Source organism: Phormidium yuhuli AB48 (genome assembly GCF_023983615.1).
GTDB lineage: Bacteria > Cyanobacteriota > Cyanobacteriia > Cyanobacteriales > Geitlerinemataceae > Sodalinema > Sodalinema yuhuli.
This window is the reverse complement of sequence record NZ_CP098611.1, coordinates 2,985,448-3,010,891: the sequence shown is the minus strand read 5'-3', so window position 1 is coordinate 3,010,891 and position 25,444 is coordinate 2,985,448. Positions and strand designations below refer to the sequence as shown.

16 protein-coding genes, 2 tRNA genes and 2 rRNA genes are annotated in these 25,444 nt (G+C 53.1%); 15 read left to right on the top strand and 5 right to left on the bottom strand.

All coding sequences use genetic code 11. The annotated features are described in order from the left end of the window. Positions 1-34: 34 nt before the first annotated feature. The 4 genes from NEA10_RS12850 to NEA10_RS12835 all read right to left on the bottom strand — a co-directional run bounded on the left by NEA10_RS12850 (position 35) and on the right by NEA10_RS12835 (position 4,928). Positions 35-2,919 (bottom strand): 23S ribosomal RNA (locus tag NEA10_RS12850). 157 nt (positions 2,920-3,076) lie between these two features. After that, positions 3,077-3,149: transfer RNA gene (locus NEA10_RS12845), tRNA-Ala, on the bottom strand. A gap of 40 nt (positions 3,150-3,189) precedes the next feature. Further along, positions 3,190-3,263 (bottom strand) — tRNA-Ile (locus NEA10_RS12840). 173 nt (positions 3,264-3,436) lie between these two features. Then, positions 3,437-4,928, bottom strand: a 16S ribosomal RNA gene (locus NEA10_RS12835). The 16S and 23S rRNA genes sit together here with 2 tRNA genes alongside, the layout of an rRNA operon. A gap of 651 nt (positions 4,929-5,579) precedes the next feature. Between NEA10_RS12835 and carB the strand changes: the two genes are divergently transcribed. From carB to NEA10_RS12800, 7 genes are all read left to right on the top strand, one after another. Beyond that, the gene (gene carB / locus NEA10_RS12830; protein ID WP_252660894.1) at positions 5,580-8,801 is read left to right on the top strand and encodes a carbamoyl-phosphate synthase large subunit; all 3,222 of its coding nucleotides are present in this window, start codon (positions 5,580-5,582) and stop codon (positions 8,799-8,801) included. A gap of 200 nt (positions 8,802-9,001) precedes the next feature. Beyond that, positions 9,002-10,603: a B12-binding domain-containing radical SAM protein gene (locus NEA10_RS12825; RefSeq protein ID WP_252660886.1), complete on the top strand. Its 1,602-nt coding sequence runs from the start codon at positions 9,002-9,004 to the stop codon at positions 10,601-10,603. An 84-nt stretch (positions 10,604-10,687) separates the two neighbouring features. Beyond that, positions 10,688-11,083 carry a glycine cleavage system protein GcvH gene (gcvH, locus tag NEA10_RS12820; protein ID WP_252660884.1) on the top strand — a complete coding sequence of 132 codons (396 nt, stop codon included), beginning with the start codon at positions 10,688-10,690 and terminating at the stop codon, positions 11,081-11,083. A 383-nt stretch (positions 11,084-11,466) separates the two neighbouring features. Further along, the gene (locus NEA10_RS12815; protein ID WP_252660882.1) at positions 11,467-13,713 is read left to right on the top strand and encodes a heavy metal translocating P-type ATPase; all 2,247 of its coding nucleotides are present in this window, start codon (positions 11,467-11,469) and stop codon (positions 13,711-13,713) included. A gap of 89 nt (positions 13,714-13,802) precedes the next feature. Continuing rightward, entirely contained in the window at positions 13,803-14,036 is a 234-nt protein-coding gene (locus tag NEA10_RS12810) for a hypothetical protein (RefSeq protein WP_252660881.1), read from the top strand. 22 nt (positions 14,037-14,058) lie between these two features. Then, positions 14,059-14,412 carry a hypothetical protein gene (locus tag NEA10_RS12805; RefSeq protein WP_252660879.1) on the top strand — a complete coding sequence of 118 codons (354 nt, stop codon included), beginning with the start codon at positions 14,059-14,061 and terminating at the stop codon, positions 14,410-14,412. Positions 14,413-14,459: 47 nt separating this feature from the next. Beyond that, positions 14,460-15,359, top strand: a complete 900-nt coding sequence (locus tag NEA10_RS12800; RefSeq protein WP_252660878.1) for a vitamin K epoxide reductase family protein — start codon at positions 14,460-14,462, stop codon at positions 15,357-15,359. A gap of 6 nt (positions 15,360-15,365) precedes the next feature. Here NEA10_RS12800 and mazG read toward each other — a convergent pair whose 3' ends face one another. After that, entirely contained in the window at positions 15,366-16,178 is an 813-nt protein-coding gene (gene mazG, locus NEA10_RS12795; protein ID WP_252660876.1) for a nucleoside triphosphate pyrophosphohydrolase, read from the bottom strand. Between the two features lie 413 nt (positions 16,179-16,591). Here mazG and NEA10_RS12790 point away from each other — a divergent pair, with 413 nt between their 5' ends. From NEA10_RS12790 to NEA10_RS12755, 8 genes are all read left to right on the top strand, one after another. Then, complete coding sequence (locus NEA10_RS12790) at positions 16,592-18,001, top strand: carotenoid oxygenase family protein (RefSeq protein WP_252660874.1); 1,410 nt, start codon at positions 16,592-16,594, stop codon at positions 17,999-18,001. Positions 18,002-18,134: 133 nt separating this feature from the next. Next, positions 18,135-18,281 (top strand): DUF3285 domain-containing protein, encoded by a 147-nt coding sequence (locus NEA10_RS12785; RefSeq protein WP_252660872.1) that lies wholly within the window; start codon positions 18,135-18,137, stop codon positions 18,279-18,281. Between the two features lie 7 nt (positions 18,282-18,288). Beyond that, positions 18,289-18,837: an rRNA maturation RNase YbeY gene (ybeY, locus tag NEA10_RS12780; protein WP_374111763.1), complete on the top strand. Its 549-nt coding sequence runs from the start codon at positions 18,289-18,291 to the stop codon at positions 18,835-18,837. A gap of 13 nt (positions 18,838-18,850) precedes the next feature. Then, positions 18,851-19,348 (top strand): diacylglycerol kinase family protein, encoded by a 498-nt coding sequence (locus tag NEA10_RS12775; protein ID WP_374111762.1) that lies wholly within the window; start codon positions 18,851-18,853, stop codon positions 19,346-19,348. Between the two features lie 28 nt (positions 19,349-19,376). Then, positions 19,377-19,982: an anthranilate synthase component II gene (locus NEA10_RS12770; RefSeq protein ID WP_252660870.1), complete on the top strand. Its 606-nt coding sequence runs from the start codon at positions 19,377-19,379 to the stop codon at positions 19,980-19,982. Positions 19,983-19,992: 10 nt separating this feature from the next. Then, the gene (locus tag NEA10_RS12765) at positions 19,993-20,769 is read left to right on the top strand and encodes an MBL fold metallo-hydrolase (protein WP_252660868.1); all 777 of its coding nucleotides are present in this window, start codon (positions 19,993-19,995) and stop codon (positions 20,767-20,769) included. Between the two features lie 17 nt (positions 20,770-20,786). Next, entirely contained in the window at positions 20,787-22,118 is a 1,332-nt protein-coding gene (locus NEA10_RS12760; RefSeq protein WP_252660866.1) for an aminopeptidase P N-terminal domain-containing protein, read from the top strand. A 13-nt stretch (positions 22,119-22,131) separates the two neighbouring features. Then, positions 22,132-25,428, top strand: a complete 3,297-nt coding sequence (locus tag NEA10_RS12755) for a glycosyltransferase family protein (protein ID WP_252660864.1) — start codon at positions 22,132-22,134, stop codon at positions 25,426-25,428. Positions 25,429-25,444 lie beyond the last annotated feature (16 nt).

Sequence of the window (25,444 nt, the reverse complement as noted above, 5' to 3'; positions counted from 1 at the left end):
CAGTCAACCTAATCAGGGAATAAAGACATCAAAAGAGGTCAAGCGCTCGGTCTGTTAGTACGCCTAGGCTTCATCCATTACTGAACTTCCACCGGACGCCTATTAACGGATGTTCTTTCCGTGACCTTACTGGGTTGACCCCAACAGAGAACTCATCTTGAGGTGGGCTTCCCACTTAGATGCTTTCAGCGGTTATCCACTCCGCACTTGGCTACCCTGCGTTTACCGTTGGCACGATAACAGGTACACCAGCGGTGCGTCCTTCCCGGTCCTCTCGTACTAAGGAAGGCTCCTCTCAATTCTCTTACGCCTACACCGGATATGGACCGAACTGTCTCACGACGTTCTGAACCCAGCTCACGTACCGCTTTAATCGGCGAACAGCCGAACCCTTGGGACGTACTTCCGCCCCAGGTTGCGATGAGCCGACATCGAGGTGCCAAACCTCCCCGTCGATGTGAACTCTTGGGGGAGATCAGCCTGTTATCCCTAGAGTAACTTTTATCCGTTGAGCGACGGCCCTTCCACGCAGTGCCGTCGGATCACTAAGGCCGACTTTCGTCCCTGCTCGACTTGTAGGTCTCGCAGTCAAGCTCCCTTATGCCTTTGCACTCTACGGCTGATTTCCAACCAGCCTGAGGGAACCTTTGCGCGCCTCCGTTACCATTTAGGAGGCGACCGCCCCAGTCAAACTGCCCACCTGAAACGGTTCCTCTCCCGGATCACGGGTCGAGGTTAGACTTCTAGCTGAGTTAGAGTGGTATCTCACCGATGGCTCCATTTCCCCCACAAGGAAAACTTCAAAGCCTCCCACCTATCCTGCGCAAACTCAGCCCGAAGCCAATTCCAGGCTACAGTAAAGCTTCATAGGGTCTTTCTGTCCAGGTGTAGGTAGTCCGTATCTTCACAGACAATCCTATTTCGCCGAGCCTCTCTCCGAGACAGCGCCCAAATCGTTACGCCTTTCGTGCGGGTCGGAACTTACCCGACAAGGAATTTCGCTACCTTAGGACCGTTATAGTTACGGCCGCCGTTCACCGGGGCTTCGGTCGTCAGCTTCGCTTACGCTAACCAACTTCCTTAACCTTCCGGCACTGGGCAGGCGTCAGCCCCCATACATCGTCTTGCGACTTAGCGGAGACCTGTGTTTTTGGTAAACAGTCGCTTGGGCCTCTTCACTGCGACCACCTCTCGGTGGCACCCCTTCTCCCGAAGTTACGGGGCCATTTTGCCGAGTTCCTTAGAGAGAGTTATCTCGCGCCCCTTGGTTTACTCAACCTACCTACCTGTGTCGGTTTCGGGTACAGGCCAAACAGATTTACAGTAGTTCGGGCTTTTCTTGGAAGCATGACATCGGTCACTTCCCAGCCGTAGCCGGTCGTGTTCACGTCTTAGCTCAGGGTGTTTTCGCCACCCGTCATCACCTTCGAACGCTTAAACCGGGACTACCATCACCCGGCTGACTTAGCCTTCTCCGTCCTCCGCTACCAGTCTGTTTGGGTACGGGAATGTTAACCCGTTGTCCATCGACTACGCCTTTCGGCCTCGCCTTAGGTCCTGACTAACCCTCCGCGGACGAGCCTGCCGGAGGAACCCTTAGGTTTTCGGGGGATGTGATTCTCACACATCTTTTCGCTACTTAAGCCGACATTCTCACTTCTGCTTCGTCCACACCTGCTTGCCGCTAGTGCTTCACCCTAGAGCAGAACGCTCCTCTACCACTCAGTTAAAAACTGAGTCCACAGCTTCGGTGGGACACTTAGCCCCGTTCATTTTCGGCGCAGGAGCGCTTGACCAGTGAGCTATTACGCACTCTTTTAAGGATGGCTGCTTCTAGGCAAACCTCCTGGTTGTCTGGGCACTCCCACCTCCTTTATCACTTAGTGTCCACTTGGGGACCTTAGCTGGTGGTCTGGGCTGTTTCCCTTTCGACGATGAAGCTTATCCCCCACCGTCTCACTGGCTAGTTTCTCTATGGTATTCAGAGTTTGCCTCGATTTGGTACCGCTCTCGCAGCCCGCACCGAAACAGTGCTTTACCCCCACAGATATTTCTCTAGCCGCTGCGCCTAAACGCATTTCGAGGAGAACCAGCTAGCTCCGGGCTCGATTGGCATTTCACCCCTAACCACACCTCATCCGCCAATTTTTCAACATTGGTCGGTGCGGACTTCCACTTGGTGTTACCCAAGCTTCATCCTGGACATGGTTAGATCGCCCGGGTTCGGGTCAATAAATCGTGACTAACGCCCTATTCGGACTCGCTTTCGCTGGGGCTTCGGCATTCTCGCCTTAACCGGCCACGACCTATTACTCGCCGGCTCATTCTTCAACAGGCACGCGGTCAGACGTTAAATCGTCCTCCCACTGCTTGTAAGCTAACGGTTTCAGGTTCTATTTCACTCCCCTCCCGGGGTTCTTTTCACCTTTCCCTCGCGGTACTGTTTCACTATCGGTCACGTTGGAGTATTTAGCCTTACGAGGTGGTCCTCGCTGATTCACACGGGATTTCACGTGCCCCGTGCTACTCGGGATCCGGCTGAGCTGTTCCGATTTTCGACTACAGGACTTTCACCTCCTCTGGTGCTGCATTCAACAGCTTCGTCTAATCTTTCCAGTCTCGTTCTGCCGTCCCACAACCCCTAAGGTAAAAACCTTAGGTTTGGGCTGGTCCCTGTTCGCTCGCCGCTACTAAGGGAATCGCTTTTGCTTTCTCTTCCTCGGGCTACTAAGATGTTTCAGTTCGCCCGGTTCGCTCGTGTCGGCCTATAGATTCAGCCGACCGTTTTTAGGGTTGCCCCATTCGGACACTTCCGGATCAATGCTTGCTTCCAGCTCCCCGGAACGTTTCGTCGGTCGCCACGTCCTTCATCGCCTCAACGTGCCTAGGTATCCACCGTTAGCTCTTTATAGCTTGACCTCATGTCTTTGAGGTCTCGACTTCACCTGACTTTTTTTAGGTTGACTATGCAGTTTTCAAGGTTCTGGCTGGGATTCCCCAGCAGTCTGAGTCTCTCTCAGGTGCTGAGTTGTCCTTCGCTTTTCGGGTTTAGGATTTCTTTGGGGCGAGACCAGCATGGAGGTAAGCGGACTCGAACCGCTGACATCCTGCTTGCAAAGCAGGCGCTCTACCAACTGAGCTATACCCCCATTTTCTTAATGACTGCTATTGACAGCACTAAGTTTTAGGTGGGCCATCCTGGACTTGAACCAGGGACCTCACCCTTATCAGGGGTGCGCTCTAACCACCTGAGCTAATAGCCCATTTCAAGGTTGGTCTCTTGTCCCAACTCCTCACGTCTCAATGTTCCTGAGTTGTTGGGTTTCCTAACCTCTTAATCGTTTGAAAGCTTCGACCAGTCTCCGACCGACCTAGGTTGACCTCAATTCCTTGGGCTTACTTATATCCTCAAGGTCTTGGGTTTAGGTCTCCCTAAAAAGGAGGTGATCCAGCCACACCTTCCGGTACGGCTACCTTGTTACGACTTCACCCCAGTCATCAGCCCTGCCTTCGGCATCCCCCTCCGCGAACGGTTAGGGTAACGACTTCGGGCATGGCCAACTTCCATGGTGTGACGGGCGGTGTGTACAAGGCCCGGGAACGGATTCACCGCAGTATGCTGACCTGCGATTACTAGCGATTCCTCCTTCATGCAGGCGAGTTGCAGCCTGCAATCTGAACTGAGGCCGGGTTTAAGAGATTAGCGCACTCTCGCGAGTTGGCTGCTCGTTGTCCCGACCATTGTAGTACGTGTGTAGCCCAGGACATATGGGGCATGATGACTTGACGTCATCCCCACCTTCCTCCGGTTTATCACCGGCAGTCTCCCTAGAGTGCCCAACTTAATGATGGCAACTAAGGACGAGGGTTGCGCTCGTTGCGGGACTTAACCCAACATCTCACGACACGAGCTGACGACAGCCATGCACCACCTGTGTCCGCGCTCCCGTAGGCACTCTCCTCTTTCAAGGAGATTCGCGGCATGTCAAGCCCTGGTAAGGTTCTTCGCGTTGCATCGAATTAAACCACATACTCCACCGCTTGTGCGGGCCCCCGTCAATTCCTTTGAGTTTCACACTTGCGTGCGTACTCCCCAGGCGGGAAACTTAACGCGTTAGCTTCGGCACGGCCCGGGTCGATACAGGCCACACCTAGTTTCCATCGTTTACGGCTAGGACTACTGGGGTATCTAATCCCATTCGCTCCCCTAGCTTTCGTCCCTCAGCGTCAGGTTCGGCCCAGCAGAGCGCTTTCGCCACCGGTGTTCTTCCCAATATCTACGCATTTCACCGCTACACTGGGAATTCCCTCTGCCCCTACCGACCTCTAGCTATTCAGTTTCCACTGCCGACCCGAGGTTGAGCCTCGGTCTTTGACAGCAGACTTGAACAGCCGCCTACGAACGCTTTACGCCCAATAATTCCGGATAACGCTTGCCTCCTCCGTATTACCGCGGCTGCTGGCACGGAGTTAGCCGAGGCTGATTCCTCAAGTACCGTCATTTTGTTCTTCCTTGAGAAAAGGGGTTTACAATCCAAAAACCTTCTTCCCCCACGCGGCGTTGCTCCGTCAGGCTTTCGCCCATTGCGGAAAATTCCCCACTGCTGCCTCCCGTAGGAGTCTGGACCGTGTCTCAGTTCCAGTGTGGCTGCTCATCCTCTCAGACCAGCTACCGATCGTCGCCTTGGTAAGCTTTTACCCCACCAACTAGCTAATCGGACGCGAGCTCCTCTCCAGGCGAAATAACATTTCACCTTTCGGCATATCGGGTATTAGCAGCCGTTTCCAGCTGTTGTCCCCGTCCTGAAGGTAGATTCTCACGCGTTACTCACCCGTCCGCCACTAAGTTCCGAAGAACTTCGTTCGACTTGCATGTGTTAGGCACGCCGCCAGCGTTCATCCTGAGCCAGGATCAAACTCTCCGTGTTGACGTTGAGTTTGTTGGCTTTCGGCTTTGATTGAACTTAACTTGGGTTACCCCCTTGTCAAATTCTCTCTCGTCCGTTATCCTTTAATGAATTTAGACGAAGACTTTTGAAGTTTTAGGCTTCTTATGTCGAGCTTTCAAACGATTTAATTTTCGAGGTTCGGAATGCGTCGTTTGGGGGCGTTGTGTTTGCCCGTCCTCCCGAGCGCTTAACTAATCTAACAAGACTATCTAGGGCTGTCAACCCTTTTTAGAATCTTTTTTTGGGAAATTTTAGGGCAAACCCCTCAAATCCCCTCGGGGCAAGCTTTTCAGAAGATAAAATTTTTTCCTTTTTTCCTGGATTTACCCCCTTTGCCCCCTCAGCGGCGACCTGGCCCGTTCGCTAAGGGGATTTTTGATGGCTGGGTGTTGAGCTTCAGTTAACGGTCAGTAGACCCGCACTCAGGGAGCAGGAGTCCGGCCCTCAAATCGAGGACTTATATATATGGGGTTGCCAAAAGCGAGATGGCCCGTGCTGAGGTGGGGGACTTGGGCGTCCCGGGAAGTCATCAAATCTTGGGAAAGACGGTGAAGGGACGCTTGAGACCGGAAAAAACCCGTAGAATAGTCTGGATTTAGAACCCCGTCATCATTTAGAGACGAACCAACCATGCCTCGTCGCGAAGATATCCAAAAAATTCTCTTACTCGGTTCTGGGCCGATTGTGATCGGACAAGCCTGTGAATTTGACTATTCCGGAACTCAGGCCTTGAAGGCGTTACGGGAGGAGGGATACTTCACTATCCTGGTGAACTCCAACCCCGCCAGTATCATGACCGACCCGGAAATGGCCGATCGCACCTATATCGAACCCCTTTCCCCAGACATCGTCGAGCAGATTATCGCCAAGGAGCGGCCCGATGCCATTCTGCCGACGATGGGGGGACAGACGGCCCTGAACCTAGCGGTGAGCTTGGCGGAGAATGGCGTGCTGGATAAGTATGGGGTGGAACTGATTGGGGCCAAACTCCCTGCCATTCAGAAAGCAGAGGATCGCGACCTCTTCAAGCAGGCCATGGATAAAATTGGCTTGCAAAGCTGCCCCTCGGGGATTGCCTCAACCTTAGATGAAGCGAGGGCTGTGGGGGCGGAGATTGGCTCCTACCCCCTGATTATCCGCCCGGCCTTCACCCTGGGAGGCACCGGTGGCGGGATTTCCTATAACCAAGAAGAATTTGAGGAAATGGCTCAGGGGGGACTCGATGCCTCACCGGTGAGTCAGATTTTGGTGGAGAAATCCCTCATTGGCTGGAAAGAGTATGAGTTGGAGGTGATGCGGGACTTGGCGGATAATGTGGTGATTATCTGCTCCATTGAAAACATTGACCCGATGGGGGTTCACACCGGCGATTCCATTACCGTCGCCCCGGCTCAAACCCTGACGGACAAGGAATATCAACGGCTACGGGATGCCTCGATTAAAATTATTCGCGAGATTGGCGTGGAAACTGGGGGGTCCAATATCCAGTTTGCGGTCAACCCGGTGAATGGCGAGGTGGTGGTGATTGAGATGAACCCTCGGGTGTCTCGCAGTTCAGCCTTAGCGAGTAAGGCGACAGGATTCCCCATTGCCAAATTTGCTGCCAAGTTGGCTGTGGGCTATACCTTGGATGAGATTCCCAACGATATTACGAAGAAAACCCCCGCTAGCTTTGAACCCACCATTGACTATGTGGTGACCAAGATTCCTCGCTTTGCCTTTGAGAAGTTCCCAGGAACTCAGGCCCTACTGACGACTCAGATGAAGTCCGTTGGGGAAGCGATGGCTATTGGACGCACCTTTTGCGAGTCGTTCCAGAAGGCGTTTCGCTCCCTGGAGACCGGTCATTGGGGCTGGGGTTGTCAGTCCATGGGGAAATTGCCCAGTCTGACTCAGGTGCGGGCGGGGTTGCGTCAGCCGAACCCAGAACGGATGTTTACGGTGCATCAGGCGTTAACTCTGGGGATGTCTGTGGAGGAAATCTACGAACTGACGGGGATTGATATCTGGTTCTTGGATAAGTTTGCCCAAATCCTGGAGACGGAGAAGTGGTTGAAACGATCGCCCCTCTCTGGGATTTCCGCCAGCCAAATGCGGTTCGTCAAACAACTCGGCTTTAGCGATCGCCAAATCGCCTTCGCCACTAAATCCACAGAAGACGAAGTCCGCAGCTACCGCAAACAACTCGGGGTCATTCCCGCCTACAAAATGGTAGACACCTGTGCGGCGGAGTTTGAATCCCAAACCCCCTATTACTATTCCACCTACGACGAGGATAACGAACACCTGACGAGCGATCGCCGCAAAGTCATGATTCTCGGCGGGGGACCGAACCGCATTGGTCAAGGGATTGAGTTCGACTACTGCTGCTGTCACGCCTCCTTTGCCCTACGAGACAAGGGCTTTGAGACCATCATGGTCAACTCCAACCCCGAAACCGTCTCCACCGACTACGATACGAGCGATCGCCTCTACTTTGAACCCCTCACGAAAGAAGATGTCCTCAACATCATCGAAGCGGAAAACCCCGAAGGCATCATCATCCAGTTTGGCGGCCAAACCCCGCTCAAACTCGCCGTTCCCCTCTCCAAAGCCAACGCTCCCATCTGGGGAACGTCCCCCGACTCCATTGACGCTTCAGAAGACCGAGAACGCTTCGAGGAAATCCTGCGGGAATTGGACATCCTGCAACCCCCCAATGGCTTGGCCCGTAGTTATAAGGAATCCCTAAAAATTGCCCAACGCATCGGCTATCCCGTCGTGGTGCGTCCCTCCTACGTCCTAGGAGGGCGGGCCATGGAGGTGGTCTATTCCGACGAAGAACTCGAACGCTATATGACCTTCGCCGTCCAAGTCGAACCCGACCATCCCATTCTCATTGATAAATTCCTAGAGAATGCGATCGAGGTCGATGTGGATGCGATCGCCGACCAAACCGGTGCCGTCGTCATTGGCGGCATCATGGAACATATCGAACAAGCGGGCATTCACTCCGGAGACTCCGCCTGTTCCATCCCCAGCCAAACCCTAACCCCCGCCGCCCTCAACACCATTCGCGATTGGACCGAGAAACTAGCCAAACGGCTGAAGGTGGTGGGTTTAATGAACGTGCAATATGCCGTACAGGGAGAGTTAGTCTATATCATCGAAGCCAACCCTCGCGCCTCGCGGACCGTTCCCTTTGTCTCTAAATCCATTGGGGTTCCCCTGGCTAAATACGCCTCCCGGGTCATGGCGGGAGAAACCTTAGCCGAGTTGAACTTCACCGGCGAACTTATCCCCAATCACGTCTCCGTGAAAGAAGCGGTGTTACCGTTCCACAAATTCCCTGGAACCGATACCATTCTCGGACCCGAGATGCGCTCGACTGGAGAAGTGATGGGTATCGACGACGGGTTTGGGAAAGCCTTTGCCAAAGCAGAACTGGCCGCTGGAGAACTCCTACCCAGTCAAGGTACGGCCTTTGTGTCCGTGATTGACCGGGATAAAGAAAAAGTCATTCCCATTGCCCGAGAACTTCAAAGCTTGGGGTTTGACATTCTCGCCACCATGGGAACGGCAGCCGCCCTCAAAGCCGCCGGACTGGAGAAGGTAGATTTAACCCTAAAAATTTCCGAAGGTCGGCCCAATGTCCTGGATGCGGTGAAGAATAAGCAAATTCAGTTAATCGTCAACACCCCATCTGGGGAAGATGCCCAAGCCGAGGGTCGCACCATCCGCCGCATGGCCTTGGCCTACAAGATCCCCATTGTCACCACCATTGCTGGGGCGCGGGCCACAGCAGCCGCGATTCGGACCCTGCAAGCAGGGTCTTATCAGGTGAAAGCCTTACAGGACTATTTCCCGGATTAGGGTCTCTTGCCGCTGTCTGTAGGCCATCCGCGAGTCTTAGGATTGGCGGCTACAGTCAGCGCAAGGTTAGTAACCCGGTCAAAAGGCCAACGGTGCCGAAGTTAGAAATGCTATAGTTCATCACAAGTCTCAGCGCTCGCCCTCAATATAAGGCGTTGGTTCAGACTTGTGATGCCAAGGAAGGAGATGGAGACCCAACCATGCGTGTTTTACTGCTGTATCCCCGATTTCCCAAAAGTTTCTGGTCATTTGAAAAAACCCTAGAACTGATTGGACGTAAAGCCATGCTTCCTCCCCTGGGCCTGGCAACGGTGGCGGCGATTCTCCCCCAAGATTGGGACTATCAGCTAGTTGACCACAATGTTCGGGATGTCACAGAGGCGGAATGGGACTGGGCTGATTTAGTGCTGATGTCAGCCATGATTGTCCAAAAAGAGGATATGTTGAACCTGGTTCAAGAAGCCAAACGGCGTCAGAAGCCGGTGGCTGTCGGCGGCCCCTATCCCACCTCTCTACCCCAGGAGTTAGAGGCGGTTGATACGGATTATTTAATTCTCGATGAAGGGGAGATTACGCTCCCCTTATTTGTTGAGGCGATCGCCCGAGGGGAGAAACAGGGAGTGTTCCGCTCCAACGGCGAGAAGCCAGCGGTCACGGAAACGCCGATTCCCCGCTTTGATTTACTAGACTTTGACGCCTACTCGGAGATGTCGGTGCAATTCTCCCGAGGCTGTCCCTTTCAATGCGAGTTTTGCGACATCATCGTTCTCTATGGCCGCAAACCCCGCACCAAGGCTCCTGAGCAATTCCTGGCCGAACTCGATCGCCTCTATGAACTGGGTTGGCGACGCAGTATCTTCCTAGTAGACGACAACTTTATCGGCAACAAACGGAACGTTAAGCGACTCCTGCAAGCCTTACAACCCTGGATGGTGGAGCATAACTATCCCTTCTCCTTCGCCACTGAGGCCTCAGTCGACTTAGCCCAAGACCAAGAATTGATGGATATGATGGTGGCCTGTAACTTCGGCTCCGTCTTCCTGGGGATTGAAACCCCCGATGCCGATAGCCTAGCTGTCACTAAAAAATACCAGAATACCCGCGACCCCCTCAGTGAAGCGGTCATCAACATCTCCAAATCGGGATTACGGGTGATGGCTGGCTTTATTATCGGCTTTGATGGGGAAAAATCCGGCGCGGGCGATCGCATCGTCGAGTTTGTGGAAAAAACCGCCATCCCCACAGCCGTCTTCAGTATGTTGCAGGCCCTTCCTGATACAGCCTTATCCCACCGCTTGGAAAAAGAAGGACGCTTACGGGCCACCAACGGCAACATTAACCAAACCACGTTAATGAACTTTGTCCCCACCCGTCCCCTAGAGGAAATTGCTCGGGAATATATCGACGCCTTCTGGCGACTGTATGACCCCCTCGTCTTCTTGAATCGCACCTATCGTCATTTTCGCTTCCTCGGGGAAGCCACCTACCCCCACAAAGCCAAAGCCACCCGTAAAAACACCTCCTGGGTGGTAATCCGGGCCTTATTAACCCTTTGTTGGCGACAGGGACTGGTTCGCAAGACTCGTTTCGCCTTCTGGCGCAATCTCTGGCTGATGTACCGCCATAATCCCGGTGGAATTAGCAGTTATCTCTCCGTTTGCGCTCAGGCTGAACATTTCCTGGAATATCGGCAAATCGTCAAAGATGAGATTGAAACTCAATTAGCGGAGTATCTGGCGCAAGAGGAACAGGCGGCCAGGAAAGTGCCTTCTGAACCGGCAGCCTTGGGAGTTGCCCGTTAACTTGGGGAAAAATCCTAACAGAACGCAGTTCCGGCGTAAAAATTCCACTATGATTTGTAGCGAAGGAACTGCGAGACGCTTTCTATGGCTTTTGAATACCCTGAAGACCTGAGATATCTAGATTCTCATGAGTATGTACGCCTCGATGGTGAAATTGCCACCATCGGGGTGAGCGCCTTTGCCTTGGATGAATTGGGCGATATTGTCTTTCTTGAACTCCCCGAAGTCGGCGATACTCTGGCCAAGGGAGAAACCTTTGCCTCTATTGAATCGGTGAAAGCCGCCGAAGACCTCTATGCACCGATTTCTGGCACGGTCATCGATCGCAATGAAGAGGCCCTCAACTCCCCAGAAGGATTAGCCGCTGACCCCTATGGGGAAGGTTGGCTCATTAAGGTTCGCCTCGATGATCCTGACGACGAACTCGAAGATACTCTCAGTGCTGAGGAATATCGCGCCCAGGTTGAGGGGGACGATTAACTAAAATTTAGACAATTGAGCCTAAGCATTTTAAAAAACAAAATACCTTTCTATAAAGGCTAAAGCAGCGATACAAACGTCTGATTTGGTCTGACTTTTTTGCTTCAATCAATCCTGTGTGAGTTTTTGGTGTCTTGCTGTCTCTAAGTATGACAACGTGTCATACTTAGAGACAAAGAGGCGAGATTCCCCTCAGGGAGCGTCTTGCTACCTGGTCTAGGGTGAGAGTTCGCGAAGCGTGCGGGAACCGCAATCGCCCAGAGAAGAGAGAACCAAACCAGACTGTCACACGCAGTTAAGGGGCCAAACTACTCTTCTATTACCACGTGCGATCGCGGGAACCCCAATCACCCCTAACTTGATTTGCCGCCAAACTCACGATTATGGAAACCATCAACCTGAAACTCCAAGGGATGAGTTGTGCCGCTTGTGCCAATAGCATCGAGAAGTCCCTATCCCGAGTCTCTGGGGTGAGCGCCTGTAACGTCAACTTTGCCTTATCCCAAGCCACCGTCGACTATGACGACGCTAAACTTCAAGTTGACCATCTCATTGCCGCTGTTGTCGATGCTGGCTATCAGGCCCAACTCATCCGTTCCCCCTTAGAGGAAACAGACGAAGAACAAGCCGCCAGTCAAGCCGAACAACGAGAACTGACTCAAAAAGTCATCGTGGGCTGTGTCGTCAGTAGCATTATCGTCTTTGGGGCCATCCCCATGATGACTGGGTTAGACATTCCCGGTTTCCCCATGTGGCTGCATGACCCTATCCTGCAACTGGTGTTAAGTCTGCCGGTATTTATCTGGTGTGGTAGCAAAATCTTTATCAGTGCTTGGAAAGCCTTTACCCGCCACACAGCGGATATGAACACCCTCGTTAGCGTGGGAACCATCGCCGCCTACGTCTACTCCCTCTGGACAACCTTCTTTCCCCAATTTTTCGAGGCCCAGGGCCTCCCCGTTGACTACTACTACGAAATTGCCGTTGTCATCATCACCCTAATTCTCCTAGGGAGACTCCTGGAAAACCGGGCCAAGAAACAAACCTCCGAGGCTATTCGTGCCTTAATGGGCTTACAGGCCAAAACCGCCCGAGTGATTCGTAATGGTCAAGAAGAGGATATTCCTGTCGAAGCTGTTGAGATTGGCGATGTGGTGGTCGTTCGTCCCGGTGAAAAAATCCCCGTCGATGGAGAAATCCTAGAGGGACAATCCACCATTGACGAATCCATGGTGACGGGGGAATCCATCCCAGTTCAGAAAGCCTCTGGGGATGACGTCATCGGGGCCACTCTCAACAAAACCGGCAGTTTTCGCTTCCGGGCGGCCCGCGTCGGCAAAGATACCGTATTAGCCCAAATTGTGCGATTAGTTCAAGAGGCCCAGGGAAGCAAAGCCCCAATCCAGAAAATCGCCGATCGCGTTACCGGTTGGTTTGTCCCCGTAGTGATTGCGATCGCCATCCTCACCTTTATCATCTGGTTCAACGTCACCGGCAATCTCACCCTAGCCACCGTTACCACCGTCAGCGTCTTAATTATCGCCTGTCCCTGCGCCTTGGGCCTGGCCACCCCCACCTCAATCATGGTAGGAACCGGACTGGGGGCCGAACATGGGGTTTTAATCAAAGGGGCCGATAGTTTAGAAATTGCCCATAACATCCAAGCCATCGTCCTCGACAAAACCGGAACCCTCACCCAAGGACAGCCCACCGTGACCGATTATGTCACCATTGGCGGAACCGAACGGGAACTAGAGTGGTTACGACTGGCGGCAGCGGTGGAACGTCAATCGGAACATCCCTTAGCCGAAGCCGTGGTGAACTATGCCGAGGCCCAAGGAATTAAACAACCCCTGCCCGCTGTCAGTAACTTTCAGGCCCGGGAAGGAATGGGAGTAGAAGGAACCGTAGAGGGCCGACGAGTGCAAATTGGGACCAGTCGTTGGATGGCCGAATTAGGCTTAGACACTCAAGCCTTAGACGATCGCCGTCAGCAATGGCAAGGACAAGCCAAAACCACCGCCTGGCTAGCCATTGATGGCACCATTGAGGGTTTATTTGGCATTGCCGATGCCCTGAAACCCTCATCAGCGGAGGCGGTGAAACAGTTACATCGTCGGGGGTTAGAGGTAGTGATGCTGACGGGAGATAACCAACAGACGGCCGAAGCCATTGCCCAAGACGTGGGGATTGAGCGAATTTTCGCCGAAGTGCGTCCCGATCAGAAGTGCGATCGCGTCAAAGAGTTGCAACTAGAAGGCAAAATTGTCGCTATGGTCGGCGATGGTATCAATGACGCTCCCGCCTTGGCCCAAGCGGATGTCGGCATGGCCATTGGCACCGGGACTGATGTAGCGATTTCCGCCAGTGACATTACCCTAATTTCCGGCGATTTACGAGGAATCGTCCTGGCGATCGACTTAAGCCGGGCCACCATGAACAACATCCGTCAAAATCTCTTTTTCGCCTTTGCCTATAACACTCTCGGGATTCCCTTAGCCGCAGGAGTTCTTTATCCTCTCGTGGGTTGGCTTCTCAATCCTATCTTTGCTGGTGCCGCGATGGCCTTCAGTTCAGTGTCTGTGATTACGAATGCCCTGAGATTGCGTAAGACGAAACTTGTGGGATAGGGAACAGAAGGCAATAGGCAATAGGCATAACCCACCCCTAACCCCTCCCAGGAGGGGAAGGCAATAGGTGATAGAACAGGAGTAATTTGATGAAGCTTGTTGACAAAATTCTCGTAATCTGCATCAGTCTCGCTATCCTGGGAGCAGGAGGAGCGATGGCTGAGCCAAGTTCCTCCGAACCTCATACCCATTCCGCCCCATCCCGAGGGTTTGAACAGCTTGAGCAGCCTCTCGGGGTCAAAGTTGCCGTTACCCTTGGCGGGTTAGCCTTAATGGGATGGGAACTCTGGTGGTTTTTGGGTCAGCGTGACCCCTCAGATTAAGTCATTGGGATGGATAAAGACTATGATTACAGGTCATTGGAATCAGGAGGCGATCGCCGTTTCCACACCCTTCGCGACTGCCCAAAACTTGGCAGAGGTCAACTTTGGCATTTGTGATGAACCCGAGGAGACAGAAGGTGGTGAAGACGACAGTGCAGTCGAGGGCTGTGCAGTTCCTGACAGCGGCGACCGGTTCGGCGAGTCTTCAGGAAGCGAGACAGAAGCGTCACAGACAGCTGATTCAGGTGGGTCACAATCGTTATCCTGGGAGACAGTCACAACCCTACCCATGGCCATGGTGATTCCCGTCGTCATCGCCATTACCCTTCCCGCCGTTTGGATTGTCGTTAAACGACGCTCCAACAGTCATCTTTAGGAGAGTTCCGTCGTCTTCGAGTCATTCGTTTTCATAGGTTTTAACATATGCGCAAACGCTCTCAACCCTGGATTCAACGCAAATCACGCTTTATCATCGCCGCCATCTCAGCCCTGGGGGCCGTCATCACCGCCTATCTGGCTATTACAGCCTTTGCTGATGTCTCCGCCGCCTGTCCTACGGAAGGCTGCGATCAAGTCTTATCCAGTCCCTATGCGGTTATTTTTGGCTTACCTCTGGCCCTATTTGGCTTCCTAGCTTATGCGGCGATGGGGGTGTTTGCTGTTGCCCCCTGGCTGATTAACCCGGAAACCAATAAATCCCAGCGTCGTACCGTGGAGGATTGGACTTGGCGGTTTCTGTTGATGGGGAGTGTGGCTATGGGGGTCTTCAGCCTCTATCTCATGTACATCATGGTCTTTGAGATTCAGGCCTTTTGTTTGTACTGTGTCGCCTCAGCCATTTGTGCCCTAGCCTTGTTGGGACTGACCCTGGTGGGCCAAGATTGGGAGGATCTTGGACAAGTGTTCTTTACAGGGGTGATCGTCGCCTTCATTACCTTTGTTGGCTCTCTAGCCCTCTACGCCCCTATTCATAGCCCCACAGCCGAGACACAAACCAGCAGCGGCTACGCCATCACCACCACCTCAACCCCCGACAGTATCGCCCTAGCGCGACATCTGCGGGAGAGTGGCATCATCATGTATGGGGCCTTCTGGTGTAATTTCTGTCAACAGCAAAAACAATTGTTTGGCCGGGAAGCGGCTGATGAACTGGCGTATATTGAATGTGATGAGAATGGGGCAAATCCTGATCCCGCCGCCTGTCAAGCCGCAGGGATTCGGAGTTACCCCTCTTGGGAAATCAACGGAGAACTGCAAATGGGGCTGATTCCCTTAGAGGAGTTAGCGGATTTATCGGGATATACCGGTTCTCGGGATTTCTAAGCCAGTTCACAGGGCGAGTTTCTGTTTAGCCACTTGCCAGAAAGCCTCAAGTTCCTCGGCACTATAGTCGGATAGGGGGCGATCGCAGGCAGCTTCGACTTGGCTAAACCGGGCCAGGAAGCGCTCGTGGGTTCCCTCAAGGGCCGCTTCCGGGTCCAGGTCATACCAACGGGCCAAGTTCACCAACACAAAGAGTAAATCTCCCAATTCTTCCTCTTGACGTTGGCGACTTTCCTGGGTGATCGCCTCCTGAAATTCCCCGAGTTCTTCCTCAAATTTTTGCCAAACATCCTCGACTTTATCCCACTCAAAGCCCACCGCCGCCGCCTTTTTAGAGATTTTCTGACTCGCTTTTAGCGGTGGCAGCGTCCGAGCATAGCGGGCTAATTTAGAACTGAGTCTGCTCTCGTCCTCTCCCTTCTCCGCCGCTTTAATCGCCTGCCAAGTTTGCCGAACTTCATCGGGGCTATTGGCTTGGGCATCGCCAAAGACATGAGGATGGCGACGAATCAATTTATCCGTAATTCCCTGGGCCACCTCTGCTAAGGAAAAATCTCCAGCTTCTTGGGCAATTTGGGCCTGTAACACCACTTGCAGCAAGAGGTCCCCCAGTTCCTCAGAAATATGCTCAGAATCCCCGCGACGAATAGCATCGACGCTTTCATAGGCTTCCTCAATCATATAGGGGATCAAGCTTTCCGGGGTTTGTTCTAAATCCCAAGGACATCCGCCCTGGGGATCACGTAGTTGGGCCACCACCTGAATGAGCTGTTCCAGGGCCGTGAGGGCGTTAGACGAGGGAGAGGGGCGATCGCTCATAAGTCGTTGAGAGAATTGTTAAACTTTACACTGTAACGTTTAGTTAAAACCTCTTGCATCTTCCAGACCGGCTTCTTATAGTAGTAATCAGAAGCAAAGAAAACGCTTCTGAAACAGATAAACGCAGCGCAGTCCACGTTAGTTAAAGAGGTAAGCACGCTGTTAATTCTAACATCTGTTCAACTCCAACAAACAACGGCATCCGCCCAAGCGACTGAAACTTCCACCACCTAGTTGACTGGGAGCCATGCAGCTTCAACCCCTCCTGGGGAGATTGACCTGTTGCATCTCCAAAATGTCTTTAGAAACATGGGGAAATCACTCGTCCGACTGGTCTGGATGCCGTTGTTGTTTTGATGAGGAAGTTGGGATGATTTTGATAGGCTAGGGACTGTCAAGATCATTAGCCTTTCATGTCTATCAGTTCCCAAAAACCCGCTTGGTCTAATGCCGTGACCCGAGTTGGGCAAGAATTTGAGTCTACCCCCTTAAACGTCTTATCCGGCCAGGTTCCCCAGCCGCTTCAGGGGACTCTCTATCGCAACGGTCCTGGGCGACTCCAGCGGGGCGATCGCCGTGTGGGTCATTGGTTTGATGGTGACGGGGCCATTCTCGCTGTCGAGTTTGGCCAGGGCCAGGCCCGAGGTCACTATCGGTTCGTACAAACCGCCGGCTATCAAGCCGAAGCCGAAGCCGGAACCCTTCTCTACGGAGGTTACGGAACCCTCGCCCCAGACTCTCTCCTCAGCCGCTGGCGGAAATCCCCCAAAAACGCCGCCAACACCTCCGTCTTAGCCCTTCCCGACCGTCTCCTAGCCCTCTGGGAAGGGGGCAAACCCCATGTCCTCAATCCCAAAACCCTCGACACCCTAGGATTAGAAGACATCCAACTTCCCACCTACTCGGCCCATCCCAAATGGGATCATCACAGCGGCGAGATTTTCAACTTCGGCATCGATTATGGCCGACAAAACGCCCTAAATCTGTTCGTCTGCGACAACCAAGGAAGCCTAAAACGCCAAGGCCGACATCCCCTCGATAAGATGTCCCTCATTCACGACTGTGTTCTCGCCGGAGACTATCTCGTCTTTTTCCTCCCTCCCCTAGAGGTTCCCCTATTACGGATTCTCTTCGGCCTAACCACCATTAAAGATGGATGTCGCTGGGTTCCCAGTCGCGGAACCGAAATTCTAATTTTCGACCGTCATAGCCTCAATCTCGTCAGTCGTGGCGAAGCCGACCCCTGGTTTCAATGGCATTATGGCAACGGCCACGTCAACGAAGCCGGTCAAATTGTCGTCGATGTCGTCCGTTACCCCGACTTCGCCACCAACCAACGGCTAGCCGAAATTGCCAGCGGCTACACCAACACCCCCGCCGAGGCCCATCTCGATCGCCTGATTCTCGACCCCCAAACCGCTAAACTGGTAGCCACCGAGTCCTTGTGCGATCGCTCCTGCGAATTTCCCAGCGTCGCCCCCAACCAACTCGGCCGCAATGCCTCAGCCCTATATCTCTCCCTACATCGCCCCAACACCAACACCGCCCAAGACCTCTACGGGGCGATCGGGCGTTACGATATCCAACAAAGGACCCTAGACAGTTTCGACTTTGGCGACAGTCGTTATCCCAGCGAACCCATCTACGCCCCCAACCGCGACGGCGACGGCTGGCTACTGACCGTGGTTTATGATGGCAACAGCGATCGCTCCGAGGTCTGGATATTCAACGCCGCCCACCTCGACGAACCCCTTTGTCGCCTAAGCTTACCCGAAGTCATCCCCATCGGCTTTCACGGAACCTTTGCCAATGCGTTAAATTAAGGAACGCAGCCAAAAATCATCAAGAAGAGGGCGACCACAAGGGTACGCCCCTACCCCGGAAGAGGGCGACCACAAGGGTACGCCCCTACTATTGCCTTCTCCCCCCCTCTTGCCTCTTGCCTCTTGCCTAATTATGACCTCCCCCCAACCCCAACCCAGCTTCGTCAAACTCGCCATGCGGAATATGGTCCGCAAAGGTGGCAAATCCCTCTATCACTTCTTCCTAACAACCTTTGGACTTCTCGCCTTACTGGTGGGACTCGCCTATCTAACCCACTAATCCACCAATGGCCATTCTCCTGGATTTGAGCGTACAACACCCCGAAGGACTTGCCCAAGACGAGATTGAGACCTTAGCCAGCGAAGCCAGATGGGGCGATCGCCTCCAAGCCTGGCTAGAGGATCTCTCCCCCGAGGAAATCCCCCAGGGAAGCCATCCCCCCCTGGGATACGAACTCTGCTTGCGGTTCAGCGATGACGCGGAAATTTGTCGGCTAAATCGTCAGTACCGACACAACGATAAGCCAACTGATGTGTTAGCGTTTGCAGCAATGGAGTCTGAAATGCCGCAGATCGCTGTAGCCTTACCCCTATCTCTCGGGGATATCGTTATCTCCCTCGACACCGCGCAACGACAGGCCCAACGTCTCGGTCATTCCTTAGACAGTGAGTTGACCTGGTTGGCGGCCCATGGTTTCCTGCATCTATTGGGATGGGATCACCCCGATGACGAGAGTTTAGCGGTTATGCTTCAGCGTCAGGTGCAGTTACTCAATCGCATCGAAATAGCTGTTAACCTTGATCTGCCTCAGATTCTCGCCAATGTCCCTTCCTAGGATTGAGTCTCGCATGAATCTAAATCTTTTTGAGGCTATCGCCGAACGTCCCAAGACTCCCTATCCCATGTCCCCCGGTGCGCCCAATCCGACTCCCAAAAACAAGGTTTATGACCGTCAACTCTCCTGGCAAGTGGCCCACAGTCTCTGGGCCAGCTTCCGCTATGCCACCCAAGGCATTCGTTACGCCTTTATCACCCAGCGTAACTTTCGCATCCATGTCCTCATCGGCTCAATTGCCCTCGGCCTAGGACTGGCCCTCAATCTCGAAGCCGTTAAAATGGCCGTGATTGCCCTCACCATTGGTCTTGTCCTGGCCCTAGAACTCATCAACACCGCCATTGAGTCTGTTGTGGACTTGACCGTGGAACAGCAGTATCACGACCTGGCCAAAATCGCCAAAGACTGTGCCGCCGGGGCAGTTCTAATTGGGGCCCTTGCCTCCCTCATCGTTGCCCTATCCCTGCTGATTCCCCCTCTACTCATCCGCCTCACCTCCCTGCTAGGCTGAGGGTATCTTGCCGTTGCCAAACCCGCCCATGATCATCGTCATCGACAATTACGACAGCTTTACCTACAACCTGGTTCAATATCTCGGAGAACTCGGACAAACCCTACCCGTCGCCAGCGAGATTCAGGTCTATCGCAATGACTGCATCAGCATTGAGGAAATTCGTCGCCTTAATCCCGATGGCTTAGTCATTTCCCCAGGGCCAGGTCGTCCTGAGGATGCGGGAATCTCCTTGGCGGTAATTGAGGAATTGGGGCCAACCCTGCCGATTTTGGGCGTTTGTCTGGGCCATCAGAGTATGGGCCAGGTCTTTGGCGGTCAGGTAGTTTCAGCAGGGGAACTGATGCACGGCAAAACCTCCCCCATTTACCATAATAACCAGGGGGTGTTTGCCGGTCTGGAGAATCCCTTTACCGCAACCCGCTATCATAGTCTGGTCATCGATCGCGCCACTTGTCCCGAGGTCTTAGAGATTACCGCCTGGGTTGAAGATGGCACGATCATGGGCGTGCAACATCGTCAGTACCCCCATATTCAAGGGGTACAGTTTCATCCAGAAAGTATTTTGACCGGATCGGGGAAGGCGTTGTTGCATAATTTCTTGGTGAGTCTCAAACAGGCCGCAACGGTCTAAGTATCACGCTATGAAACGGCGACAACTGATTCGGTATTTGCAAGTGGGGGCGATCGCCGCCACCGTAACAGGCTTAGCTGGGAGAGGACAGGCCCAATCCCCAAGCCAGGGCCGATTGGAAATTGAACATTTCGGTCATACGTCCTTTCGCTTTACCGGTGGGGGCCGTCGGGTTCTCACCAATCCCTTCCGTCCTGGAGGCTGTACAGCCGGTTATTCGGCCCCTAACGTCGAAGACGCCGATGTCGTTCTCGTCAGCAGTTTTCTCCTCGATGAAGGGGATGTGGAGAATGTCCCTGAGAACAAATTGCTGTTTGAGTCCGGGATTTTCCAACTTCAGGGGATGCGTTTTGAGGGCATTCCCATCGCCCACGATCGCCTCAACGGACGGCGTTTTGGCACGAACATGATGTGGCGTTGGCAACAGGGGGGCCTAAATATCGTCCATCTGGGCGGGGCGGCGGCCCCCATTGGCAATGAACAGCGGATTCTCCTAGGCCGTCCTGATGTGGCCTTGATTCCCGTCGGCGGCGGCGATAAAGCCTATAACCCCGAAGAAGCCAAGGCGGCCATTAACCGTCTCAATCCTCGTATCATCATCCCCACCCATTACCGAACCGCCGCTGCTGATGATACGGCCTGTGATATTAAACCCCTCGATGATTTCTTGACCCTAATGGAGGGAACTCCAGTCCGTCGGGAAAATGAGAATCGCGTCGTCCTCACCTCGGGAGATCTCCCCGAGGGCGATCGCCTCATCCTCGTCTTGGCTACCCCCTTATTGTAAGTCCCTAGCTACTGCTGATGTCCAATCTCTACGCCCAACGTCGCCAACAACTCCTGAGTAAACTGAACCAGGGAACCGCCATTTTTAGAAGTGCGCCCATGGCGGTGATGCACAATGACGTAGAATACGCCTTCCGCCAAGATAGTGACTTTTTCTATCTCACTGGCTTTAACGAACCGGAAGCCGTGGCCGTCTTAGCCCCCCACCATGATGAGCATCAGTTTATCCTCTTCGTGCGTCCCAAGGACTTAGACCGAGAGATTTGGACCGGCTACCGGACGGGGGTGGAGGCGGCCCAGGAGCGATATGGGGCAGATATCGCCTATTCCATCGAAGAACTTGACGAGAAGCTACCCCAGTATCTCAAGGGGGGCGATCGCATCTACTACCACCTCGGACGAGACGAAGCCTTCAACAGTCGCATTCTCCGTCATTGGCGTAAACAACTCGCCCTCTACCCCAAACGAGGAACCGGCCCCATCGCCCTCGAAGATCCCAGCCCCCTCCTCCATCCCCTGCGACTCGTCAAAACCCCCGAAGAACTAGAACTGATGCGTAAAGCGGCTGACATCGCCGTGGACGCCCATAATCTGGCCCGGGACATGGCCCGGCCCGGACGCTACGAATATGAAGTGCAAGCGGAAATGGAACGCCTCTTTACCCTCCACGGCGGCAGTCCCGCCTATCCCTCCATCGTCGCCTCAGGGGGCAACGCCTGCATCTTGCATTATGTCGAAAACACCCGTCAGATGGAAGAGGGCGATTTACTGCTCATCGATGCTGGCTGTTCCTATCAGTATTATAACTCAGATATTACCCGAACTTTTCCAATTTCCGGCAAATTTTCTCCAGAACAAAAAATCATCTATGAACTGGTCTTAGAAGCCCAAAAACAAGCCATCAGCAAAATTGCCCCCGGCATTCCCTACAACGAACATCACGACACCGCCGTTCGCGTCATCGTCGAAGGCTTACTCGACCTCGGCTTACTCTCCGGAGACCCCGAGGAACTCATCGAAGCCGAACAATATAAACCCTTCTATATGCACAAAACCGGTCATTGGCTAGGCTTAGATGTCCATGATGTGGGGGTCTATCAACATGGAGAAGATAACTGGCATATCCTCCAACCGGGAAATGTCCTCACCGTCGAACCCGGCATCTATATTTCTCCTTACATTAAACCCGCCAGCCGAGAGGTGGACGAGGTGACGATTGAACAGCCCCCCGTTGACCCAAAATGGCATGGAATCGGGGTGCGAATTGAAGATGATGTGTTAGTCACAGAAAACGGCTGTGAAATTCTCACCGCTGGAGTTCCCAAATCGGTGGACGCCATGGAACGATAAATCTCCCGAACTAATGCCCTATCCTGCTTTTAACGTTCTCCTCTTTTATCAACCTCCGGGGTCAATTCACCGTCCGACTATTATTTCTGAACATGAAATTTTATGTGGGGCGGCGTTTAAGACCGAGTATCGATTTAATCGACTTAAACAACTCGAAGCCCCCCTAGGAACCTACGACATTGCCCCTCTCATCGCCCAAATTCCGGCGGCCCAATATCCTGAATTGGTGGTAGTTCGGGCTGATGCGACTCGTCTGAACTTCCCCACTAACTTAAACCTCTTAAACTGCCCTAAATTACTCATTGTCGGCGATACCCAACATTTAGAAGCCCCCCTCCGTACCCTGACGGACTATGCCGTTCAGGAAGGCTTCGATTTCGTGATGTCTGACCATAAACGGCAACATCTTCATTTTTTTAGAGAAGCGGGCTGTAAAAACGTATTTTGGCTGCCTGGCTTCAACATTTATCCTCACCCTCAACCCCCCTGTCCTCACCCAGAGTATCCGGTGTCATTTGTCGGACAAATTGGCCCCTTACATCCCTATCGCTATCATATTCTCGATGAAATGACGGCCCAGGGTATCCCCCTAGAAACCTTTAGCGGTAGCCAGGAGAAAGCGGCTGAGGTGTACGCGAACAGTCAAATTAACCTCAATGTCAGTCTCAATGGAGACTTGAATATGCGGGTGTTTGAGGTGTTGTCGAGTGGTGGTTTTTTGTTGACGGATACCCTGAAACCGGAAGCGGGGTTAGAGGCATTATTTGAAGTTGGCAAACATCTGGATACTTATGAGAGTAAGGCAGATTTATATCAGAAAATAAAGTATTACCTTAATCATCCAGACCTAACGCAACAGATAGCGAAAGCAGGGTCTGAGTTGTTTTGGCAACAGCATCAGCCAGAACAGAAAGTTCAACAGCTTTTAGACCATCTTCAAGGGCGATTGTTGCCGAATTTCTATCAAGCTGACTCGGATTTACGTAGTCAGTATGTTACCAGTCGTGATAGGGGCGATCGCCATCAGCATCTTGCTTTTTATGAGTATATCCAGGAACAACATCGGCAAATTCCTAAGTTAAATCTCATTATTTGGGGAGACTGTGACCCCCGCTGGGTGGCTGATGTGGTGGATTTATCCCGCTTACAAGTCTATTGGGTCGTTCCGCAGCCAACCTCTACTATATCGTCTCAACTCTTAGAAACCTGTCAATTGGGCGATCGCATCGAATATCTAACCCCCTCAGACATCGCCCAACATCCCGAATTTCGGGAACTGTCCACAGACAATCTCAGCCATCAAACCATTTTGGTTGTCGATATTCACCACTACAAGACCGGACAGTTAATCCCCCTCCTAAAATCCCTCTTAGCCCATACCTTAATCTTAACCGATGCTCAAAACTCAGTCAGTCCAGACTTGCTAGAATCCTTAAATCAGGAACTCTTTAAATACTACTTCTTCCAAGTTTCCGTTGACCCCCTCGCCTATCGTCTCAATGTCATCACTCCCTTTAACCCGAGTTTTCAGTCTCTCTTAGATATCGTTAGTAACTATCAAAAAAATCCGGGCGATCGCCAAGCCCTCCATCTCATCCGCCAACTCCGCAAAGCCGTCACCCAACAATGGTTAAACCTCTCCTACGCCGAACTTCCCAACCAAATTGATGGTCAACTCGGAGACCTCCATTCCGTCCTTTTAGACAGTCCTCTACGCCAAGACACCCTCAACGAAGACGACCGCAAATTTTTCCAAACCCTCCAAAAACTCTTCAGCCCCAAAACCCCCGAGAATCGACTCTCCCAAGCCTTTCTCGCCGCGACTCTCTATGGCTATCCCCATCAATTCTCCGTAGCCTATCATGACCTCCCCTTTCCCGGTTGGTTAAATGAATTTCTCCTAGCCTACGTCTTATCCATGCCCCGAATTTTCCAAGACCCTGGGGATACAGACGCTTATCACATTCACCTGGAGAATTGGATTAGCTACCTCCATCAAAACATCCTCAGCCATCCCAACAGTCCCAGTTGGCAGGCCGTCAACGAAGTTTTTGCCGAACGGGTCAACTGTACCCCGTTATATTTCAGCCAACGCAGTCCCCTACGGCTACAGAAAAAACGGGCCGACCTTCTCGAACAAATCCTCTACCAACAGCGATCGCCCCTCAGTTATACATTTCCCCCCCGTCCTCCCCGGCCGAAAATTCGCCTTGGGGTTTTAGCCAACAACTACAAAGCCAACCCCCAAACCTACTACAACCTGGCCTGTATCAAACATCTCGATCGCAGCCAATTTGAAATTTACCTCTATAGCCTCCAGATTAGCAAAGAGACCTACGAAGACTACTGCTGGAGTTACGCCGACGAAGTCGTCCCCCTGGGTCATCTCAGCCTCTTGCAACGAGTTCATACCATCCGTTCCGACGACCTAGACATCCTACTCATCGGCAGTAACCTCGTCACCCGGTCATCCCCCCTCACCTTCCTCTGTAGCTACCGTCTCGCCCGCCATCAACTCACCAACCTCTCCTGTTTAACCACCACCGGAATGCGTCATATCGACGCCTACATCGCCGGAACTCTCACCGCCAACCATCCCATCGACCATAGCGAAACCCTCCTCACCCTAGAAGGGTCAGGCCTCTGTTTCGACCTTCCCCAAGACCCTCCCGAGTTAACCATCAAAATCGAGCGATCGCAGTGGCATCTCCCCGAGAATACCACCGTTTTCATTTCCACCGCCCACATGCGACTTCTCCACCCCGACGTTCGCCAAACCTGGGCCCAACTCCTCGCCGAAACCCCCAACAGCATCCTCGTCCTCCATCCCTTCGGCGACGACTGGCGACCCCATCCCGAACTAGAAATGCCCTTCTTCCGGCAGATGCAGCAAGTTTTGCAACAGCATCAAGTCCCCTTAAAGCGATTTCTTCTCGTCAAATCCCTCCCCAGTTCCAGCGACCTCCGCTATCTCCTCAAACAAGCCGACATTTACCTCGACAGCTTCCCCCACTCCCAGGCCAGCAGTCTCCTCCATCCCCTACAAGTCGGTCTCCCCATCATCACCCTACAAACCCAGCCAAGCCCCCTCGCCCAAGGGGCCGCCCTCCTCCACGAACTCGGACTCCCCCACCTCATCACCCAAACCCCCGAAGCCTACCGAAACCTCGCCCAAACCCTCGCCACCAACCCCGACCTACGACAACAAACCCAACAGCAACTCCAAACCCAAATGGCCACCTCCCCCCCCTTCCTCAACAGCCAACAATTCGCCCAAAGCCTCACCCACCTTTACCACAAACTCCTATAGCAACAGTCCTGTTCCC

Excerpts from the sequence above, each read along its gene's own strand:
- carB (WP_252660894.1), top strand. The coding sequence starts at position 5,580 with ATGCCTCGTCGCGAAGATATCCAAAAAATTCTCTTACTCGGTTCTGGG.
- NEA10_RS12825 (WP_252660886.1), top strand. The coding sequence starts at position 9,002 with ATGCGTGTTTTACTGCTGTATCCCCGATTTCCCAAAAGTTTCTGGTCA.
- gcvH (WP_252660884.1), top strand. The coding sequence starts at position 10,688 with ATGGCTTTTGAATACCCTGAAGACCTGAGATATCTAGATTCTCATGAG.
- NEA10_RS12815 (WP_252660882.1), top strand. The coding sequence starts at position 11,467 with ATGGAAACCATCAACCTGAAACTCCAAGGGATGAGTTGTGCCGCTTGT.
- NEA10_RS12810 (WP_252660881.1), top strand. The coding sequence starts at position 13,803 with ATGAAGCTTGTTGACAAAATTCTCGTAATCTGCATCAGTCTCGCTATC.
- NEA10_RS12805 (WP_252660879.1), top strand. The coding sequence starts at position 14,059 with ATGATTACAGGTCATTGGAATCAGGAGGCGATCGCCGTTTCCACACCC.
- NEA10_RS12800 (WP_252660878.1), top strand. The coding sequence starts at position 14,460 with ATGCGCAAACGCTCTCAACCCTGGATTCAACGCAAATCACGCTTTATC.
- mazG (WP_252660876.1), bottom strand. The coding sequence starts at position 16,178 with ATGAGCGATCGCCCCTCTCCCTCGTCTAACGCCCTCACGGCCCTGGAA.
- NEA10_RS12790 (WP_252660874.1), top strand. The coding sequence starts at position 16,592 with ATGTCTATCAGTTCCCAAAAACCCGCTTGGTCTAATGCCGTGACCCGA.
- NEA10_RS12785 (WP_252660872.1), top strand. The coding sequence starts at position 18,135 with ATGACCTCCCCCCAACCCCAACCCAGCTTCGTCAAACTCGCCATGCGG.
- ybeY (WP_374111763.1), top strand. The coding sequence starts at position 18,289 with ATGGCCATTCTCCTGGATTTGAGCGTACAACACCCCGAAGGACTTGCC.
- NEA10_RS12775 (WP_374111762.1), top strand. The coding sequence starts at position 18,851 with ATGAATCTAAATCTTTTTGAGGCTATCGCCGAACGTCCCAAGACTCCC.
- NEA10_RS12770 (WP_252660870.1), top strand. The coding sequence starts at position 19,377 with ATGATCATCGTCATCGACAATTACGACAGCTTTACCTACAACCTGGTT.
- NEA10_RS12765 (WP_252660868.1), top strand. The coding sequence starts at position 19,993 with ATGAAACGGCGACAACTGATTCGGTATTTGCAAGTGGGGGCGATCGCC.
- NEA10_RS12760 (WP_252660866.1), top strand. The coding sequence starts at position 20,787 with ATGTCCAATCTCTACGCCCAACGTCGCCAACAACTCCTGAGTAAACTG.
- NEA10_RS12755 (WP_252660864.1), top strand. The coding sequence starts at position 22,132 with ATGCCCTATCCTGCTTTTAACGTTCTCCTCTTTTATCAACCTCCGGGG.